Origin of the sequence: Agrobacterium sp. CCNWLW155 (assembly GCF_036888815.1) — a bacterium.
In the GTDB taxonomy this organism is placed as follows: domain Bacteria; phylum Pseudomonadota; class Alphaproteobacteria; order Rhizobiales; family Rhizobiaceae; genus Agrobacterium; species Agrobacterium radiobacter.
The window spans coordinates 53,082-71,752 of sequence record NZ_JBAKFW010000014.1; the positions used below are offsets into that span (position 1 = coordinate 53,082).

At 54.2% G+C, this 18,671-nt stretch carries 17 protein-coding genes and 1 pseudogene; 2 read left to right on the top strand and 16 right to left on the bottom strand.

What is annotated here, in order from left to right; translation table 11 throughout:
• Positions 1 to 80 precede the first annotated feature (80 nt).
• Complete coding sequence (bhcR, locus tag V6S97_RS25515; RefSeq protein WP_334427981.1) at positions 81 to 917, top strand: HTH-type transcriptional regulator BhcR; 837 nt, start codon at positions 81 to 83, stop codon at positions 915 to 917.
• Between the two features lie 209 nt (positions 918 to 1,126).
• Complete coding sequence (locus V6S97_RS25520; protein WP_334427999.1) at positions 1,127 to 1,909, top strand: FCD domain-containing protein; 783 nt, start codon at positions 1,127 to 1,129, stop codon at positions 1,907 to 1,909.
• Between the two features lie 111 nt (positions 1,910 to 2,020).
• Here the strand turns inward: V6S97_RS25520 and V6S97_RS25525 are convergent, their stop codons facing one another.
• The 16 genes and pseudogenes from V6S97_RS25525 to V6S97_RS25600 all read right to left on the bottom strand — a co-directional run.
• Positions 2,021 to 3,175 (bottom strand): alpha-hydroxy acid oxidase, encoded by a 1,155-nt coding sequence (locus V6S97_RS25525; protein ID WP_334427983.1) that lies wholly within the window; start codon positions 3,173 to 3,175, stop codon positions 2,021 to 2,023.
• 386 nt (positions 3,176 to 3,561) lie between these two features.
• Positions 3,562 to 4,026: a RidA family protein gene (locus V6S97_RS25530; RefSeq protein WP_334427984.1), complete on the bottom strand. Its 465-nt coding sequence runs from the start codon at positions 4,024 to 4,026 to the stop codon at positions 3,562 to 3,564.
• Positions 4,027 to 4,034: 8 nt separating this feature from the next.
• Positions 4,035 to 5,102 carry a DUF4392 domain-containing protein gene (locus tag V6S97_RS25535; protein WP_334427985.1) on the bottom strand — a complete coding sequence of 356 codons (1,068 nt, stop codon included), beginning with the start codon at positions 5,100 to 5,102 and terminating at the stop codon, positions 4,035 to 4,037.
• 21 nt (positions 5,103 to 5,123) lie between these two features.
• The gene (locus V6S97_RS25540; protein ID WP_334427986.1) at positions 5,124 to 6,119 is read right to left on the bottom strand and encodes a threonine ammonia-lyase; all 996 of its coding nucleotides are present in this window, start codon (positions 6,117 to 6,119) and stop codon (positions 5,124 to 5,126) included.
• A 105-nt stretch (positions 6,120 to 6,224) separates the two neighbouring features.
• Positions 6,225 to 7,109: a LysR family transcriptional regulator gene (locus V6S97_RS25545; RefSeq protein ID WP_334427987.1), complete on the bottom strand. Its 885-nt coding sequence runs from the start codon at positions 7,107 to 7,109 to the stop codon at positions 6,225 to 6,227.
• A gap of 286 nt (positions 7,110 to 7,395) precedes the next feature.
• Positions 7,396 to 9,321 (bottom strand): (Fe-S)-binding protein, encoded by a 1,926-nt coding sequence (locus tag V6S97_RS25550; RefSeq protein ID WP_334427988.1) that lies wholly within the window; start codon positions 9,319 to 9,321, stop codon positions 7,396 to 7,398.
• Positions 9,322 to 9,325: 4 nt separating this feature from the next.
• Positions 9,326 to 10,279, bottom strand: coding sequence for an electron transfer flavoprotein subunit alpha/FixB family protein (locus tag V6S97_RS25555; protein WP_334428000.1), 954 nt, complete (start codon positions 10,277 to 10,279; stop codon positions 9,326 to 9,328).
• 10 nt (positions 10,280 to 10,289) lie between these two features.
• Positions 10,290 to 11,060 carry an electron transfer flavoprotein subunit beta/FixA family protein gene (locus V6S97_RS25560; protein WP_334427989.1) on the bottom strand — a complete coding sequence of 257 codons (771 nt, stop codon included), beginning with the start codon at positions 11,058 to 11,060 and terminating at the stop codon, positions 10,290 to 10,292.
• 24 nt (positions 11,061 to 11,084) lie between these two features.
• Positions 11,085 to 11,522 carry a hypothetical protein gene (locus V6S97_RS25565; protein WP_334427990.1) on the bottom strand — a complete coding sequence of 146 codons (438 nt, stop codon included), beginning with the start codon at positions 11,520 to 11,522 and terminating at the stop codon, positions 11,085 to 11,087.
• A complete protein-coding gene (locus tag V6S97_RS25570) occupies positions 11,519 to 13,177 on the bottom strand; it encodes a GMC family oxidoreductase (RefSeq protein ID WP_334427991.1) in 1,659 nt (552 codons plus the stop codon). The genes V6S97_RS25565 and V6S97_RS25570 overlap by 4 nt, the downstream gene beginning before the upstream one ends.
• Positions 13,178 to 13,215: 38 nt before the next feature.
• The gene (locus V6S97_RS25575) at positions 13,216 to 14,286 is read right to left on the bottom strand and encodes a branched-chain amino acid ABC transporter permease (RefSeq protein ID WP_334427992.1); all 1,071 of its coding nucleotides are present in this window, start codon (positions 14,284 to 14,286) and stop codon (positions 13,216 to 13,218) included.
• Positions 14,287 to 14,297: 11 nt separating this feature from the next.
• On the bottom strand, positions 14,298 to 15,212 hold the full coding sequence (locus V6S97_RS25580) for a branched-chain amino acid ABC transporter permease (RefSeq protein WP_334427993.1): 915 nt from the start codon (positions 15,210 to 15,212) through the stop codon (positions 14,298 to 14,300).
• Positions 15,205 to 15,939 (bottom strand): ABC transporter ATP-binding protein, encoded by a 735-nt coding sequence (locus V6S97_RS25585; RefSeq protein WP_334427994.1) that lies wholly within the window; start codon positions 15,937 to 15,939, stop codon positions 15,205 to 15,207. The genes V6S97_RS25580 and V6S97_RS25585 overlap by 8 nt, the downstream gene beginning before the upstream one ends.
• Positions 15,940 to 16,710: an ABC transporter ATP-binding protein gene (locus V6S97_RS25590; RefSeq protein ID WP_334427995.1), complete on the bottom strand. Its 771-nt coding sequence runs from the start codon at positions 16,708 to 16,710 to the stop codon at positions 15,940 to 15,942.
• A gap of 76 nt (positions 16,711 to 16,786) precedes the next feature.
• Complete coding sequence (locus tag V6S97_RS25595) at positions 16,787 to 17,986, bottom strand: ABC transporter substrate-binding protein (RefSeq protein WP_334427996.1); 1,200 nt, start codon at positions 17,984 to 17,986, stop codon at positions 16,787 to 16,789.
• Positions 17,987 to 18,308: 322 nt separating this feature from the next.
• A pseudogene (locus V6S97_RS25600) lies at positions 18,309 to 18,671 on the bottom strand (lipoyl synthase); the annotation flags it as partial.

Below are 18,671 nucleotides of genomic sequence, written 5' to 3' on the forward strand. Positions count from 1 at the left end.
ATAGCTATTTAAAAACATAGCATTGTATTTTTTCATTATTCCTAAGTTGATTTTACTATTATTTTTTCTACCCTAAAGCCATGCAGCAAACGATCAGAAAACGAGGACGCCCAAAGGGTGCCAAGCCAACTCAGCCAGCGGCGAGCATTCAGGCTCTCGCCCGGGCGCTCGATGTGCTCGAGGCGCTGGCGTCCCACGATGGCGTAACTCTCACGGAATTGTCCAAATACCTCGATCAGTCCCCGGCAACTCTTCACCGCGCACTCGCAACGCTTGAAAACCGGAGATACGTTGAAAGCAACACGGAACGGCAAGAGTGGTTTGTTGGACCGGAAGCCTTTCGCCTGGGCTCCGCTTTCTTGCGCAGAACGAATATCGTCGAACGAAGTCGGCCAGTGATGCGCGATCTAATGGCCCGGACAGGAGAGACCTCCAATCTTGGCATCGAACGAGATGGCGACGTATTGTTTATAAGTCAGGTGGAAACGCACGACACAATCCGTGCATTTTTCCCTCCCGGCACCCGCTCCCCCCTGCATGCATCCGGAATAGGGAAAGCGCTTCTCAGCGCTTTCGACGACGATAGGCTGGAGGCGTTCTTTAAAACCGCGACGTTCACCCGCTTCACTGATAAGACTATCGCGAACATCAAAGAATTGCGCGAATCAATTCAGCAAACGCGCCGTCTTGGCTATTCCTTCGACGACGAAGAGAGAACCATAGGCATGCGCTGCGTTGCAGCTTCTATTGTGAACAGTTATGGCGAGGCCGTGGCAGGAATTTCCGTTTCCGGTCCAACAATACGTATGCCGGACAAAAGGGTCCGAGAGATCGGCCAACTGGTTTCGGATGCTGCGAACGAAATATCGCGGCAACTCGGATCTCCGCTGCTCAGCCTTCCTCGCCACAGAGACTGATGGGAGCAAACCGCCCTGTCCTTCAACCCCAACGCCGGTTCGGCACAAAACGGTCGACGGGCTGTATATAAGCAAGCCCGGTATCCGCTGAAGCTTTGACTACGAATAGAAGGGTCCGACGACGTCGACGCCGGAGCACGAATGGGTGATCCGCCTCCCGGCCTTTACCGTCGGGCGGCGCAATAGAAATTGGAGGGTAGGTGGCAAACATGAATGGGAACGCACCAAGCAGACCAGAAAAAGCGGCGGACACCGTGGCGAGGCATATTGAGACCCTTATTCTCGAAGGCTCTTTACGCCCTGGCGCGCCACTGCTCCCGGAACGAGAATTGGCGCTGAAACTTAACGTTTCGCGGCCAACACTTCGTGACGCGTTAAAATCTCTCGAAGAGCGAGGCTTCCTGACAAGCAAGGAAGGAAAAGGCGTGAAGGTGGCCCAGATCGGCGCGACGATTATTACGGATCCATTGATAGTGATGCTCTCTGAGCGCAGCGAAGTCGCGGACGATTACCTCGAGTTCCGGGACGTGGTGGAAAGCTCAGCTGCCGCGATGGCGGCACAACGAGCAAACGAACCAGAGATTCAACGTATTAGAGAATGCCTGCTGAAGATCGAAGCAGCGCACAAAGCCAACAACCCACTCGAGGAGGCGGATGCCGACGCGGAAATGCACATCGCAATCTACGAAGCTAGCCACAATCTGGTAATTCTCCAGATCATGCGTGCACTCTCCGAAAACCTCAGAACCGACGTTCTGCATAATAGACGGCGCCTTTTCGCGATCCCCTATGTCCGGGACCTCCTGCGCGATCAACATATCGCTATTGCGCAAGCAATTATCGACAGAAAGCCTCAGGCAGCGCAATCCGCCGCACATGAACACCTCAGCTACCTAAGACAGGCGTCCAGAGAAATTCGAGAAGCGGAAGAAAAACTCGAGATTTCCCTTCGTCGTCTTGAAAGTGGTGGCCTCAGCACTTCGAAAAGCTGAGGCTGTCGGAGGCGATTTTCATCGAATTTCGTTCGTGGACGGGATTGGCTGGTTGTTGCAGGTTGCTCTCTATCCGCTCAAAAGAAGGGAACTCAAAACTCGAAATAATGACTACCGGAAACGAAGATGCCCGGAGTTGAGTTGATCAAGCTTCGTTAATCCCATCAACTTCATGTCGCGCTCAATCTCAGATTTTAGATTTGAAAGTGTTTTTTCCACACCAAGCTGACCACCTGCGGCCAGCGCGTAGAGATAGAGATGACCACCCGAGCAGGCAGTAGCACCGGCAGCCATTGCCTTAAGTACGTGTGTTCCCCGACGAATCCCTCCGTCGCAAATAATTTCAATTTGCCCACCGACAGCATCGGCGATCTCCGAGATTTGGTCAAACGGCGCACGGGACCCGTCGAGTTGGCGACCCGCATGATTTGAAATCATGATGGCCGTCGCACCTATGTCGACCGCACGTTTGGCGTCTTCGACACTCATCACACCTTTTAGGCAAAAATGACCGCCCCAACGCTCCCTCACCTGTTCAGCGTCTTTCCAGCTCATCGATTGGTCGAGCATTGTTGAAAAATACTCCCCCACCGAAATGGCAATGTTGGTACCTTGACTAACGTGACCGTCAAGCTGGGGCAGGCTGAATTTTTCCTTCGTCAGATGGCTCCATGTCCATCTGGGTTTCATCGCAAAGCTTGCGAGGCTGGAAAGCGTCAGTTTTGGAGGGGATGTAAATCCAGTGCGCAAATCGCGCTCACGGTTTCCTCCAGTGATGGTATCGACGGTCAAAGCGATAGCATCGAATTTTGCCTCACGGCACCGTTCTACCATGCTCCAGGTCAGTTCACGATCCTTATGAAAATAGAGCTGGAACATCTTTGGGGTCTGAATTGTCTTTCCGATCTCCTCGACACTCACTGTGCCAAGTGACGAAACACCGAAGAAGGTGCCAAATTTTTCTGCCGCTCGGGCCACCGCCCGCTCGCCGTCGTGATGAAACAGGCGCTGGAGCGCCGTCGGTGAAAGAAACAGCGGTAAATCCAGCTTTTTGCCCATGACCGTGACGGACATGTCTACGGTCTCCACTCCAGCCAGCACGTTTGGTACCAAATCGCAGGTCGCAAACGCCTCTGTGTTGCGGCGGTATGTAATCTCATCGTCGGCCGCGCCGTCGATATAGTGAAAAATCGGAGCGGGAAGGCGTCTTTTGGCAAGCAAACGAAAATCGTCGACATTTCTGCAATGGGCAATGGCTCTGGACACTGAATTTCCTACCTTTCGGATAAAAACAAATGCTCCGGCAATCACCCCGACAGCACAGCGCCTAACCAGCAGCAGTCCCCTTAAAGATCAGCCGTGGCTTATGGCACCGATCTTTGGTAAATTAGTTTTACCACGAATGTCAATCGGTAAAATATATGTCAAAATAAGGTTGACTGAGGTAGAACTGACAGCTGAGCCCTAGCGAAAAAACGCAAAGACACCGTGCTTCTGCAGCAAACGATCTTTTCAAGGAAGTTTGCCGGGCTAATCGACCGTGAACCAAGTGCATCAAGTGAACCGAAGGTGATGTCTGGATTTCCTCCATAATCACCCCCCGGAATTGATCAGGATACGAAGCAGATTGGAAATTCTTGCCGCACGGCTAGTTAATCCACCTCCGCTATAGCCTCAATTTCAACTGCCATCCCCGAAGGAAGGGCATTGGTTCCGAATGAGATGCGAGCATGTTTGCCGGCACGCCCAAGAACTTCACAAATTAAGTCTGAGGCTGCGTTCAGTACGCGGGCCTGCTCCTCAAAATCATCGGCGCACCGGACAAGACCGCCGACACGAACCATTCTGACAATTCTGTCGAGGTCCCCTTCACATGCATGTTTGAGTTGTCCCAAAACATTCAGTGCGCAGAGACGTGCTGCGGCTTGACCGTCCTCGACGGACAGATCGTGGCCAACGGTGCCCTTATAGAGCAATTGGCCGTTCTGCTGTGGGCCCTGCCCTGCGACGAAGACGAGCGAGCCAGTTCGGACATAGGACAAATAATTGCCCTGGGGAGGATTGACCTGAGGAATTTCAATTCCGAGGCCTGACAACCGGTCTTCAATTGTGCTCATTTGACCACTCATTTCAGCTGCCGCCAGTCCCCGCTATCCCCTTTCCATCCTGTCACCCTGCCTGCAAGTCTCTCCAGGGTATTACGAAGTGTATTGACAAGCCCTTCCCACTCCTGCGCGGAAATGCCGTCGACGGCCGGCTCCGGCCCCATGAACATGCCGTCTACGCCACCGAAGGAGACACATTGCTCGATACACCGGCGTTCAAGCCCGCCGTCGTGAAACACCGACGGCTTTTCGAGCAGCGCTGAAAGCGCCGCCACAAGACCGGTCGCCCCCCAATTGGAGACATTGGAGACGATAAGATGATCTGCGGCAGTAGCCGCGGCGACGCCACCTCTCCCTGGATGGCCGCTATCCCGCGCCTTCGGCGAGAACTCTTTCAACTCCTCCGCGATGACCCCCATGCCCAGTTCGTTACCTCCATCACCAATACCAATGAATGGTACGCCTTGCTCTTTAGCGCGCAGGAAGAATTGGTCGAGATCGGCCACGAGTTTATCAAGCGGCCTGCCCCCAAGACCATGGTAGAGGCCTCGATCATTGCGACCTGGACGTTCGATGGAGAGCACCAGTGAGGGTCTCGTAACGTCGAGGAGTTCGTCCGTTATTGCTTTGCAACCCGCATCGTCTTTCGGGACGCTGCGAATATAGACCGGACGAATAAAATCGATCGGCTTTATCTTGCCGTCTTCAGGGAAGGGCAAGGGTGCAAGACCAGCACCGCGGCACGTCCCTTCCATCATTCCGACCCAATCATTGTCGGTGAGGATTACACTTTCAACGCCCAAGCCAAGAAATAAGGCCCGAGCGATGAATGCCGCTCCTACCGGACCGTCAGTTTCAGGCACACCCGCTCCTTCTGGAAATCCCGTCGCAATGACGACCGGCCCGCCATGGTCACGCACTCGCTCAACGATAAGCTTCGCTGCCGACATACAGGCGAAGCCGGGCTGTCGTTTCTGCAGGGCTTCATAAATCTTTCCGATGAGCCCCACCCCCGTGAGGTCAAGTGTCATGAAGTGTTCGATGGTTTGAGCAATATTCTTGCCCTTTGCGCTTTCCAGATCGAGCATTATCGGTGTCCCGGGCAGGTGTTACAGAATGTATGAGGCAAATTTTTCGGCATCGACGTTTCCGCCGCTGAGAAGGATTGCAACCTTCTTTTTCTTGACATTGAGTTTGCCAGCGAGAATGGCTGCCAAGGCTACTGCGCCACCAGGTTCAACCACGAGCTTCAACTCCCGATATGCAAATCTGATCGCTTCAATGACCTCGTCGTTCGATACCGACAAGCCACCCGCCAGATGAGATCTGCATATAGGATAGGTGAGATCGCCTGGAACAGGCACTAAGAGAGCATCACAGATAGAATTCCCGGTCGCTGGCGCTTTCTGGCGGGTCCCACTTGCGAGCGAGAGGGCCATTCCGTCGAAATTGTCAGGCTCCACACTGAAAACAGACGCTTGCGGCATGATTGTGTGGACGCCACAGGCGGCACCGGCGACAAGCCCACCGCCCGAACACGGGAACAGTGCAAGATCCAATTCGTAGTCCCGATCTTGGACCTGCTCTGCTATCTCCTGCCCCAACGTCGCCTGTCCGGTGATGACATAAGGGTCGTCATAGGGAGGCACGATCACAGCGCCGGTTTCTAAAGCAATCTTCGCGCCGATTTCTTCTCGTACTTCCTTCGTTTTGTCGTAGAGACGTACGGTTGCACCGTTAGCCCGGACACCATCGATTTTCGTTCTCGGTGCCTCCTGCGGCATAAGCACTGTCGCCTTTATGCCGAGTGCTTTCGCCACATAGGAAATGGCGAGTCCATGGTTGCCGGACGACCAGGCGACGATACCACCTTCGCGCTCTGCCGGGCTGAGTTGCAAAGCCCTGTTGAGCGCCCCCCGAAGTTTGAAGGATCCAGACCGTTGCAGGTTCTCCGGCTTAATGAAGACCTTGGCGTCTGTCAGTCGGTTTAGAACTTCACTCTCGAGTATTGGCGTGCGAACCGCATATTCTGCAATTAGCGCTCGCGCTTCTGCGATTTCGGTGGCGGTTGGTCTAAAGTCTTTGGAGGGCGAGGTATTCAGCAAATCAATCTCCCAAGGCGTTATGGGAGGATTAAATCGCGGGAGCGTATTGAAGTGAAATTATATTATTCGATCAATTTTCATTAGAGAATTGAATACATAACCCGTTCACAGCTCCGTTGCCGATGCAACATCCAGAGCGATACCAGCGAGTTGTTCAAATACCTCTCCACGCACACCGTTCTGAAAATACGCATAAAAGCTCAGTGGCTGCAATTCGATGTCGCTTTGCAGAACTTTCATTTTAGCCAGCGCCTGATCGCTCAATGCCCCCTCCGCGACAAGGGCGACGCCCAAACCATCCAGCGCCATTTTCTCGATCGTGGAAATTGACGAGTTCGTAAAAATGCGCGGGATACGGCCAATTTCCCTGAAAATGATCTCTCTCAGATAGGTATACGGGTATGTGTTTCGTGGGTAAGTGATAATCGGTGTCATCGGCATTGAATCGACCGAGAAAACATCTGTCGACACCAGATCAGGGATTGCATAAAACTTAAGGGCGTAATCGCGTAGCTTTAGACAACTGAAGCCCTCCACGATCGTCGGTCCCAGCATCAACGCCATATCAATTTCACCGCTGCGAAGAGCGTTTAACATCGATGGTGTCACGTCCACCGTCATGTCTATATCGAGCCGAGGAAAATGGCGGGCGGCTTGTTCAAGGAATGTCGCGAGCCAGGTTTGCACTATCGTTTCCGAGACCCCAAGCCTCACGGTACCTTCGAAACGATTGCTTAGTTCGAGATCGCGCTCCATCGCTTCAACGTGCCGCAGCAATAATTCCGAATGTCCAAAAAGAATACGCCCAACAGCAGTAAGCGCTATCGGTTTTGCGGAGCGATCGAAGAGTGCTGCCCCTATCAAGCCTTCCATCGCCGCAATTCGCTGGGAGATCGTTGGTTGCGTCGTGTGAAGCTTATCTGCAGCGCGGGAAAAACTCCGCAGATGCGCGGTCCAGTAAAAGACTTCGAGACTTCGAAAGCTGAACATGCCTAGCGCTACCTTGCCTGATCACAGATCGTCTGCGAATGCTATTCCATTAAGATCGTACATTACTTTTCGCCTCTGGTTCGTCATCAAAAACGCTTAAGCCTCGACGTCAGCCGGTGCGTCCAAAATCAAACCCGGGACAAGACAGATGACGATGATCAAAGACCGAATATGTCCTTGCATCTAAAGTGGCAACTTTGATGCGCTCCCGGGGAAAATTTGGCTGAGTGAAGGGCGTTGAGAAATGTAGAGAAGAGTCGGGGACAGATTGCCGGCCTTACGGAACTCATGCGATTTCCTCAAACATAAGATCAACGACGTCCACGACTTTAATCTGGCCAGCCAGGCCAAGATTATTGACCGCCGCAGTATACATGACCTTATCTTTCGGACAAGAAACAACGAAACGCTGAATTTCGCCGAGAGCAATCGCCTCCTTAATACGGTTTTCACTCGGTCGTTCCGTAAAATCGCTGTCATCCATCCAAAAGCGACCGCCCCCGGCACCGCAACAAAAGCTGTTCTCGCGATTTCGCGGCATCTCCAGAAGATCGTACCCCGCAGCGGTAATGAGAGCGCGAGGAGCATCGTAATCACCGTTGTAGCGGCCGAGATAACACGGGTCATGATAGGTTACCTTGGTTTTATCGGCGTTTTTTGGAGAAGCAAGGCGCCCATCCTTTACCGCCGCCAAGAGGACCGATGCGTGGTGGTGAACCTCGAAGTTTCCACCGAGGGACGGGTATTCGTTCCTGAGCGCATTCAAACTGTGCGGGTCCGAAGTAACAATCCTGCTGAATTGCGCCTCCGACAAGGCTGCGATGTTGTTGGATGCCAACGCACGAAAACTACCCTCTTCTCCGGCGCGTCTGACGTCATTTCCCGAATTACTCTCTCCATCATAAAGAATGCCATAATTCAGTCCGGCGCGATGAAACAGCTCGGCCAAACGCCGCGTCGTCTCCAAGGCGCGGGGATCAAACGCAGCAACATCTCCGACAAACCAGAGCCAATCGACCGGTTGATCCCGGGCATCGGGTATTCGAAAGGCAAGATCTTTCGTCCACCGTGCCCGGCTTTTGCCGGGTTTACCAAAGGAATTGCCGGTCTTTTGAAGATTGGTAAATGCCGCAGCCAACTTGGGTTCAACCGCAGCGTTCTCCACAAGCATTCGCCGCAGATCGACGATCTTGGAAACATGCTCAATGTGGATGGGACATTCATCCACGCAGGCGCGACAGGTCGTACAGGCCCAAAGTGCGCTTTCCGAAACTCCCGCCTCGTATCGGACTTCTCCTTCCCCTAAACTTTGATCGCGCAATGTCATAATCAAAAGCTTTGGGCTGAGGTCTGAACCACTGGCCGCGGCGGGACAGACGGCCTGACATCGACCGCATTCGGTGCACGCCAGAACGTCAAGCTTATCTTTCCAGGACAAGTCAATCTTGTCTTCCGCTTCATCCTTTAGAATGCGCTGGTTCGGCTCTGGCAACCAGCCCTTCGGCTCAAGGCTTCGGTAGAATATGTTAGGACCAGCGAGAAGGATATGCCGGTGCTTTGAGCCGGGGATATAAACGAGAAAGCTCAGAATCGCGAAGATGTGCAACCATCGCGCCGCTTCAAGCACGATTTGACCGTATGGTGGCGATAAAGGGAAAAGCAGGGCTAGAAGCGAGGATATGGGATGGGAAATAGAAAATTGTAGACCGTGGAGCACGCGCAGAGCGGCGAGCTCCGCCATCATCGACAGAATGATAGCCAAAACAAAGCCGTATATGAGCAGTGCGTCACGTCCATTTGACCCGCGAAAACGACGAGGCTTCATTACATATCTGTGCCAGGCCGCCAATCCGACCCCTGCCAAGACGGAGATAGCGGCAAATTCCTGCAACGTACCGAACCAGCTCAGCGAAACGCTGGAGACTGCTTCGTCAAAAACGGGAAACAGCGCGCCGAATATGGACTGCAACGCGGCAGTAATGAGAAACAGGAATCCAAAAAAGATGAGCCCGTGCAGCAGACCGGAAAGTGTGAACCGCCGCAATCGCTGATGCAGGAAGATATCCTGCACCATTCCCAGGAGCCGCTCCCTACGGCGATCATTGCGCGAGGGTCCGCCCGGCACCACTATAGCCTTATAGAGCCGGAAGTACCTGGCAAACATCATGGCCGCAAGTGCGGCAGTGGCGATCCAACCAGCGACCAGAAACATCGAACTATCCGTTCCGCTTGCGAAGGGCTTCACCGAACGCATCCACGAAGTCAAAAATGTCGCATGTTATCCCGAGGTCGGCCCGGCGGAATATCGGAGCTTTTTCGTCCGTATTGACCGCCACCACATATTCGGCGCCGACAATTCCCTCAAGATGCTCCACCGCACCGGAAATGCCCATCGACAAATACAACTCCGGCCGCACGGATTGTCCCGATTTGCCGACCTGGCGATCCTTCGAAAGCCAGCCATTGTCGATAACCGGCCGGCTTCCTGCAATTTCGGCACCTAGGAGGCTTGCCAACTCGCGGAAGGCACCCAGTTTTTCCTGGCTGCCTATACCTCGTCCAACACTTACGATACCGCGGGCGCTGGCGAGATCGAAAACCTTGAGGTCCGGCGGAACGGGCGTCGCCAACATGGAAACGATCGTGGATTGGTCTGGGTCGGAGAGGGCGGTTATTGCGGCGCGACTGTCGAGCGGCTCGGCGGGTGGGTAGGCGCCGACGAGAATGATAAGCGACGCAGGGAGCGAACCTGTCGCTTTGCCCACGAGTTTGCCATCATACAGCAACACGTCGCAATTTATGCCGCCGCTGGCGACATCTGCACGCTGGACTCCGCTAATGCAGCATCCATTGCAGGCTGCTGCAGACACCGGCCCCAGTTCCACACCGGCAAGCGAATAGGACATCAGGACAAGATCGGGCGATAGCTGACGAATGGCATTACGCACGGAAGCGGCCGCCTGAACCGGTATATAGTCCGAAGGAATGGACTGTGGTCGAACGACGGAAGCGTAAGATGCCATCTTCTCCAACGCTGTGTCGCTGCCGTAGAGAGGCAATATGGTAATTTCGGCCGCCGAGGCCAACGATCTCGCCAGCGAAATGAGCTCGAGCGTTCCACGCGCTACCGCATCGCCAGTTGTCTCGCCGATAATTAGAACCTGCGTCATCACTTTCACCTCAGATGTAGTTGCGCTCTTCAAGAATGGCCATCAGGCGGGCCGCCGCTTCGGTAGGGTCAGCGATCAACTCAAAGTCCTCGACTGACTGAGGAAACTCCAGCTTCAAGCTGGGAACATTCGTGCGAAGCCGATCATTGGGTACCGAAACCTTTTTATAGGAAGGACTAGCCATCGCCTCACGTAGCTTAGAACCCGAAATGTAGCGGATGGGGCGGCTCGCCGCCTGCACACCGACGACTGCCTTTCCGGAAAACTCAATCCATGCCGAGTTCCCGCCACCGTATTCCTGGAGTATCCTCAGTCGTGAATTATCCGGGACATTCACTTGTATTGCGCCTGCGATGACAGGAAGTTCCAAGGCTGCCGACAAATGCGCGGCGAGGCCTCCGAAGGGATCGTCCACCTTCTGATTTCCGACCAGGATCACGTCAAATTGCTGGTCGCTTAGCCAATCGGCAATAATCTGAGAGGTTGAGGCCGACGAAAGAGCCTGAGCGAGTTCAATGCCGAGATCCAGTTCAACCGCGTCGTCGGCGCCCTTAGCCAGCGCTGACCGCAGAAGGCGTTCTACCCCTTCGTCCGACAGTGCGACCGCGGAGACTGTGGCACCAGTCGCTTCCTTGACGACGAGGGCCTCTTCGAGGGCCTGCTCATCCGTCTCGTTGGCCTGGGTGTCGGTCCACTCGCGATCAACATCGGTTCCGTCCTCGTTAAGATCCACACCCTCACTGAGATTGGGCACCAAACGCATCAATACGGCGATTTTCATTGCTCTAAACCTTCTTGCAACTCGTCATGGAGTGAGACGACAGATGGTGCCGCGAGCGATAACGCCAGCCAGCAGTTCCCGTGTCGGTATCTCGGTTGGGTCATTTTGCTCACGCTCTACCCTTTCCTGGCCCGGATAGCCGATTACATTGCGAATATCGGGGGTCATCAGGTAGGCAGCAGAGAGCACAAGTCCGATCGCGCGCATCGCGGCCGGATCCCGGGCATACAAGTGCTTCACCGCTTGGAGCGGCGCCATATCTGTGGAGGCCGCAAGCCCTTTTCGAAGGTCGTCCAGCAGGTCGGGCCGGTAATTCACGACGCGTTGAATGGTATTTTCGATAACCGGCGTGTCTTCCAGCCTCGGCAAACTGTCGTAGGCCGGGATCAGAATATTACCAATTTGTACCAGTCGCGATGTTTCACCGGCGCTCAGAGGACCGGGATCGGAAGGATTGCTCATCGGTTCTCCAACTCTCTGCGCGTTTCAATGATTTTTCCCGCCTGGCGATGGGCGACGGCCATGATCGTCGCCGTCGGATTCACCGCCGCTGATGTGGGAAATGTGCTTGCATCGAGAATGTAGAGATTGGGGATATCGTGCGTAGCGCCCCACTGGTCGGTGACCGAGGTTTCCGGGTCATCCCCCATTCGTGCGGTTCCCAAAAGGTGCCAGCCGGTTTCGCGAACCTGCGGAATGACGTGCGTCTCAATGGCGCCCGAAGCCTCAGCCGCTTCAACACAGCGTGCGACGTTAAATTCGAGCAACTTTCGCGAGTTTTCGGATACACGGTAAATGACTTTTGGCGCCGGTATTCCATCGCTGTCCGTCAGGTGTTCGTCGAGAACGACCCGGTTATTCTCCTCCGGAAGATCCTCGCCCTGGATGCCATAGAGAATTCCCTTTCCGAAACGACGCAGGATTGTTTCTGGAAATGCCTTACCCCACCTGTCGAAGGGGTCCGAGTGAGCCTCGCCCAGCACGTCGCTGCCGAACATGCCCGTAACGCCAAGCGGTCCACCGGTCGGCATGATGTTCCACTTTGCACCGCGCTTGAACCCGCGGGCGGCGTCAGTCTCGTAGAACTCGTAGGATTCCAGCGACAGCCCAAACGGACCACGCCAACTCTCGAGATTCTCATCGAATATCCCAAGCACGGCGGCATAGGGATGCATCATGAGGTTGCGTCCCAGTTGGTCGGATCTATTGGCCAGTCCATTCGGGTGCTTTCCCGTCGCCGACGCCAGCATCAGCCGAGGCGTCCCAACCGCATTGGCGCACAGGATGACCACATCAGCTTCCTGCCGCCGCCTGCGACCGCGGCTATCAATGTAGACGACCCCTTTTGCCAATCCGGCATCGTTCAGTTCGATTTCAGCGACCCGACAGTTTGTAAGGAGCTGGGCGCCGGCCCGTATGGCGCTGGGCCAGTGCGTTATGTCGGTGGTCGATTTCGCACCTTCCGTACATCCCGTCATGCACGTGCCGCGACGAACGCAAGGGTTAAGCCCGTTATAAGGGCGAGAAGCGATGGCATGAATGCCGGGCCACCAGTGCCAACCCAGCTTGTTCATTCCCTCAGCGGCCTTTTTACCGACCTTGCCGATCGGAAGGGGCGGCATCAGATGAGAGTCGTCCCTTTCCGGATATGCTGTGTTGCCGGGCAACCCCGAAATTCCTACATCTTGCTCAACCGCGATCAGGTCGGAGAGGATGTCCTCATAGGTGAAAGGCCAGTCAAACCCCACATTGTCCAGGGTCTTCGTGCGAAAGTCTGATGGCAGGAACGGTGCCCAATGCCCACCATACAGGATGGCGCTTCCGCCAACCCCCGCATACATGAGGGGCGCGATCGACGATTCCGAGGTTTCAATCGGATAGTCGGCGACACGGTCGCGTATATTGGGATCAGGATGCCACTGCTTCTGATTGACAAGTTCCCATTCGTCGCGAACCCCTGGAAAATCCGCCGCATCCGGCATCGCGCCCTGCTCAAGACAGACAACCGACATGCCTGCTTCGGCGAGACGCTTCGCGGCAACTGATCCTGAGGGACCAGCGCCGACGATCAACACATCAACCTTTTCACCACGAAACGATTTGTTTGTTGAGTTCACAATTGTTCTCCCATCGACAAGTGCGTCGCACCTAACCTTCAGATAGAGCCGAGAACGTCACTTCGCTGGCTGCGAGGCGACTTGTCCCTTTGAAATTTGAACAGCAAAATCTCTTTGCCATTGCTCAATCCAAGTGGCCGCACCACCAACATCACAGCCATGAGGACGCCAAGTCCGAGCTCCTGACTTCCCGTGGGAAGTGCGATAAAACCATCACCTCGCTCAAGCGCGCGCAGCGACTCCGTAACAAGGGTCACAAAAATCACCCCCGAAACAGCACCTGTCAGGCTCGACATACCGCCGACGACGAGCATGGCGATCGTCAGAAAACACAGTTGCAGGTAGAATGGATCAACCGTCAGAATGCCGAGGAAATAGGCATATAAACCACCGCCAGCTCCAACGACTGCGGCGCTCAGCACAAAGGCCAATAATCGCACGCCGACAAGACTGACACCTGACGCAACTGCTGCGACCGGATCATCCCGGGTCGCCTTCAACATGATGCCAATTCGCGATGTCTGGAAAGCGAAAGCGATGCAAATGGCAATCCCGGCAAAGACCAGGGCGATCCAGGGCTCGACCACGGTGGGAATTCCCGTGATGGAGCTGACGCCGGCCGTAACCGACTCCCAGTTCGAATAGAGACTATTCACAATCATCAGGAACGCAAAAGTCGCAATTGATGAACCGACGCCGGAAATACGCATAATCGCAATGCCGAGAACGAGCGCGACGCATGTCGATAAAAATACCGCCAGTGCAACTCCGGCCATAAAGGGATATTGATGCAGCCTGACAATGTCCGGCAGGCCGGAAAGCATGACATCTTTGAAAAGGGGGTCGGCGCCCATCCAGGCGGCCGCATAGGCTCCAATGCACATGAACCCGATGTGGCCGAAGGACACAATGCCGGAATTTCCAATGAAGATGTAGATACCGACGACAACGACAATTCTAATCATCATCTCAACAATCGTTGTCGATATAACGCTAGAATCAAAGAATGAAGCCAGAACGACGATGAGGGCAATACAGGAGACAAGAATTGCAGGCGCCTGCCAGTCAAATATCGCCTTGCGCCAAGTATAACGGCTTTCCGTAATCACGATATAATCTCCTAGACTCGTTCGATTGTATTTCGTCCGGGGATCAGACCTGAGGGACGTACCAGGAGAATCAAGATGACCAGCGCAAAGGCAAAGCAATCGCGAAACCCTCTCAAATCTGGAGGGAGATATGCCTGGAGCATCGTGACGAGGAAGCCGATCAAATAACCGCCGATAACCGAGCCGGCGAGATTCCCCATGCCGCCGACGACAACGGCGACAAACGCAAAAAGTGCCAAGGGAACACCCATCGTATAGCTGACGGTGGCTGTTTGGGTCGTGTAAAGCAGGGATACCGCCGTCGCCAGAACGCCGCTGATGACAAAGGCGAGACCAATGACCAGATTGCCTCGGATACCCAGATACTGCGACATACGGAAATCTTCGGAAGCAGCCCGCATTTGCTTCCCGTACTTGGTCCATTTCAGGAACAGGATCAGGCCCAGCATGAGCGCCATGGTCGCGATCATGGTCACAAGCTGAAGGATAGGAACCCGCAACTCGCCCAGCGCGAACTGCTGGTTAAGATTGTTCCACAAGTTTACGCTTTTGGCTCGACCGCCGTAGATTGTCAGAATACCGTTCTGAATAATGTAGCTTACTGCAAAAGACGCGATCAGCAGCGTCGGCGATGCGGCGCGCCGCAACGGTCGAAAAACTGCAATATCCGTAAGCAATGCCGCAACGACGACAATAAGACAGATGAGCGGAATCATCAGATAGATGTCGAAGGACCCGATGAACATCTCGGCCGCCACGTTGGAAGACGGAACGATCAGAGCATAGGCGCCTATCGTTATGAGATCCCCATGGGCGAAATTGATGAGCCGCAATATTCCGAAAAGAAGACCGATACCCAGTGCGGTCAAAGCGTAGATGCTGCCTAAACTTAACGCATCGATGCTGTATTGCAGAAATTCAACCATGACCGTTTCCCTCAAAGCCGAAATATGCACGTCGAATGCGCTCACCGTCCTTCAGATCATCTGCACGCCCATGCAGTTGAATCTGGCCGGAGCGAAGAACGTAGATTCGATCTGCGTGCTTCAGGATACGGTTGGATGACTGTTCGTTTATCAGAAGGGTCAACCCGTCGCGGTCCCGTAACTCTGTGACGATACTGTAGATCTGCTCGACAATCTTCGGCGCCAGACCCAGTGAAGGCTCGTCGATCAGCAGGAGCTTCGGCTTCGTCATGATCGCTCGTGCTATGGCGAGCATTTGCTGTTCACCTCCGGAAAGGCGGCCTGCGGGATAATTCAACCGCTCGACCAGCCGGGGAAACAAGCCCAATAGCCTATCTCGATCTGCTCTAACCGCCTTCTTGTCCGTGCGCCGATGGCTCCCGATCATCAAATTCTCGTCGACGGAAAGGGATGAAAATATATGTCTTCCCTCCGGGACAAGCGAGACGCCCATGTCGGCCAGCTTTTCAGGGCCAAAGTCCGCCGTATTCGTGCCGGCCAAATAAATGGAGCCTTTGGTTGCCTTGACACCACCTGCGATGGCGGCCAGCGTTGTAGACTTACCGGCGCCATTCGGGCCGATAATGCACACGATCTCATTCATGTTGACCTCAAGGGAAATACCCCTCAGAGCGATCATTCCATTGTAATGGACATGGAGATCATCAATTGCGAGCAAGGGCGTCAATTACTCCTCCATCCCGAGATAAGCATTGATGACGGCCTCATGGCGCTTGATCTCTTCAGGCGCCCCCTCGGCTAGGGTCTTTCCTCCATCGAGCACATGAACCCGGCCACATATGCTCATCACCAGATGCATGTTATGTTCGATCAGCATGACGCTACAGTCGAACATCTTCGGCATTTCGCCGATAATTCCCATAAGTTCCTCGGTCTCAGTATCGGACATGCCGGCGGCCGGCTCATCCAGCAACACAAATCTCGGCGAAACCATCAGCGCCCTCGCAATGCCCAGACGACGCTGGTCGGTGTAGGCGAGGCTAGACGCCAAATGATCGTATCTGCCCTTCAACCCGGTCCAATCCAACAGCGCTCGGGCTTGCGCCCTCGCCTCCCGGCTGCTCATGCCAAGGGCAACACCCGTGACAAGTGCGTTCTCAAGGACGGTCATATCTTTGAAAAGGCGTCCGGCTTGAAAGGTACGCGCGACGCCTCTTCGCCTGAAGGTTTTCGCGGTCCATCTGGTGGTGTCATGGCCATTAAAAAGAACCTGACCCTCGGTCGGTTTTTGAAAGCCGGTAAGACAGTTCACGAGCGTCGTCTTGCCTGCGCCGTTCGGACCGATCAGGCCGACAATCTCGTTACCCCCGATCGACAACGTCACATTCGAGATCGCGGAGAGTCCTTGAAAGCGCACCGTGAGATTGTTTACGGTCAACTCACGACGAGCGCCGTCGGCTCCGAAAGCATCCTTCGGAAAAAGCTTCGATAACAACATGTATTACACTCGCTTGAGCGTCAATTTGGCGCGGCGGCTGGCAACGCCAAATTGATGCTTAGTTAGTTGTATCGGTTCACTTTTTGGTTCTGTAGAGGACGTCGGCCGGGATGTCTGTCGGGATACGCCATTCCTCCACGAACGCTTGTTTCCCATCCGCATAACGCGTTATTAAAAGAGGTGATCGCGTCTGGATGTGAAGCTTCGGGCTGAAGCTCCGGAGGCCAAGTACCGTGGGAACATCCGAATAGGTTTCCAGTTCGCCTACGACAGCTTTCGTCTCGGTAGTTCCGGTTGCTTCGACGGCTTTTCTCCAGAGGTCGAGCCAAGCATAGATCGGATAAGGATACTGTGTGCTGGGCACAGAACCGTACTTCGCTTTGAACGCTTCGGTAATTTTGTTGACTTCCGGCCGGCTATCGCCCTGAGGAAGTGCAGACGTCGGAAGATAGAAATCCTTCAAATCCGGAACGGAATTGACCCAATAGGTTCCGTCCATTGAAGTGCCTGACATGATGGGAATAGTGATGCCCGCCGCGCGAATCTGCCTGATGACACTTGCTGCTGGCGTACCGCTAAAGCACACCATCACGTTATCAACCCCGTCGCTCTTGACGGCTTCAGCAAGTCGCGTCACCTGGGCGTTGACAGCAGCGTCGGTGAGCTTGAACGAATCGCTACCAACTACCTTTGCTTTAGAGCCGAATGCCCATTTGTATCCCGCACAGACTGATTTCGAGTATTCGTTGATGTCATCGATGAGTTCATAACCTTTTTTGAACCCTTTCTTCTCGATGCCCCAGTCGGCCATCGTAGCCCCCTCCAACTGAGCAGCAACGGCGGAGGTGAAGACCAGTGGGCCGATGCCGACAACGCCCATTTTGGGGTCGCCTGCGCCAAGGGAGACAGAGACAACGCCCGCCTTCTGACCTTGTAGGGCGGTCGGAGAACCGTAGTCATAATCCGCAGACACGATAAGGAGATCAACTCCTTCGGATACGAGCCGTTGGCCTGCTTTCGCGGCTTCTACCCGATCTGTCTTCGTATCGGCCGTCAGAAGCCTGATCTTTTTGCCGCCAATTCCACCCGATGCATTAACCCGCTCAATCCAGAGTTCGGCCATTTTGGCGCCATCGCCGTCGTAAGCCTCCATCCAGCCCGTTTTCGCGTAGGCCATGCCGATGACAATTTCCCCGTCCTCTGCGACAACCGGGTTCGAAAGCATCAGCGTCGAGACTGAAAAAAGTGTTCCTGTAACAATCGCCGAAATTTTCATAGTTCCCCCTTTTTTTTGAACTATACAATTCTCGCTACATGTTTTTGGTCGAGCTATATTTGAATATGCCGCATGTTGTTTTTCAACCTCTCAATGCGGCCAATTTACTTCACAACCGAAGATTTTTTATTATGTATATATTTGGTATTTCATCCTCCGTTGGTGAGTTTCGTTGATTGAATGGCACGAAGTTCGTTTTGGAAAATTATTTTATCTAATGCCGAACTATAGGTTTTTCTTATATTGAGATGCCTTTGTGCATTTAGACTCGCCGAACTTGATGAACAGGTCCCCACAAAGGAATACAGTCGGGATACACTTGTTAGGAAAGTCGCTCGCGCACGGTCTTGAGCCGGGCAAAGTCTTCTCCCGCATGGTGGGACGAACGGGTCAGCGGGCTGGAGGAGACCATCAGGAAGCCCTTGGTGTAAGCCACCGTCTCATAGGACTTGAACTCTTCTGGCGTCACGAAGGCCTCGACCTTGTGGTGCTTGCGGGTGGGCTGCAGATACTGACCGATGGTCAGGAAGTCCACATCGGCGCTGCGCAGGTCGTCCATCAGCTGCAGCACTTCGTTGCGCTCTTCGCCGAGGCCGACCATAATGCCCGACTTGGTGAACATGGTGGGATCGAGTTCCTTCACCCGCTGCAAGAGGCGCACGGAGTGGAAATAGCGCGCACCGGG

What these genes read in the sequence shown, in the direction of transcription:
- V6S97_RS25595 (WP_334427996.1), bottom strand. Translation starts at nt 17,986, where the DNA reads ATGAAAATTTCGGCGATTGTTACAGGAACACTTTTTTCAGTCTCGACG.
- V6S97_RS25550 (WP_334427988.1), bottom strand. Translation starts at nt 9,321, where the DNA reads ATGTTTCTGGTCGCTGGTTGGATCGCCACTGCCGCACTTGCGGCCATG.
- V6S97_RS25530 (WP_334427984.1), bottom strand. Translation starts at nt 4,026, where the DNA reads ATGAGCACAATTGAAGACCGGTTGTCAGGCCTCGGAATTGAAATTCCT.
- V6S97_RS25590 (WP_334427995.1), bottom strand. Translation starts at nt 16,710, where the DNA reads ATGTTGTTATCGAAGCTTTTTCCGAAGGATGCTTTCGGAGCCGACGGC.
- V6S97_RS25580 (WP_334427993.1), bottom strand. Translation starts at nt 15,212, where the DNA reads ATGGTTGAATTTCTGCAATACAGCATCGATGCGTTAAGTTTAGGCAGC.
- V6S97_RS25560 (WP_334427989.1), bottom strand. Translation starts at nt 11,060, where the DNA reads ATGAAAATCGCCGTATTGATGCGTTTGGTGCCCAATCTCAGTGAGGGT.
- V6S97_RS25565 (WP_334427990.1), bottom strand. Translation starts at nt 11,522, where the DNA reads ATGAGCAATCCTTCCGATCCCGGTCCTCTGAGCGCCGGTGAAACATCG.
- V6S97_RS25520 (WP_334427999.1), top strand. Translation starts at nt 1,127, where the DNA reads ATGAATGGGAACGCACCAAGCAGACCAGAAAAAGCGGCGGACACCGTG.
- V6S97_RS25555 (WP_334428000.1), bottom strand. Translation starts at nt 10,279, where the DNA reads ATGACGCAGGTTCTAATTATCGGCGAGACAACTGGCGATGCGGTAGCG.
- bhcR (WP_334427981.1), top strand. Translation starts at nt 81, where the DNA reads ATGCAGCAAACGATCAGAAAACGAGGACGCCCAAAGGGTGCCAAGCCA.
- V6S97_RS25545 (WP_334427987.1), bottom strand. Translation starts at nt 7,109, where the DNA reads ATGTTCAGCTTTCGAAGTCTCGAAGTCTTTTACTGGACCGCGCATCTG.
- V6S97_RS25535 (WP_334427985.1), bottom strand. Translation starts at nt 5,102, where the DNA reads ATGCTCGATCTGGAAAGCGCAAAGGGCAAGAATATTGCTCAAACCATC.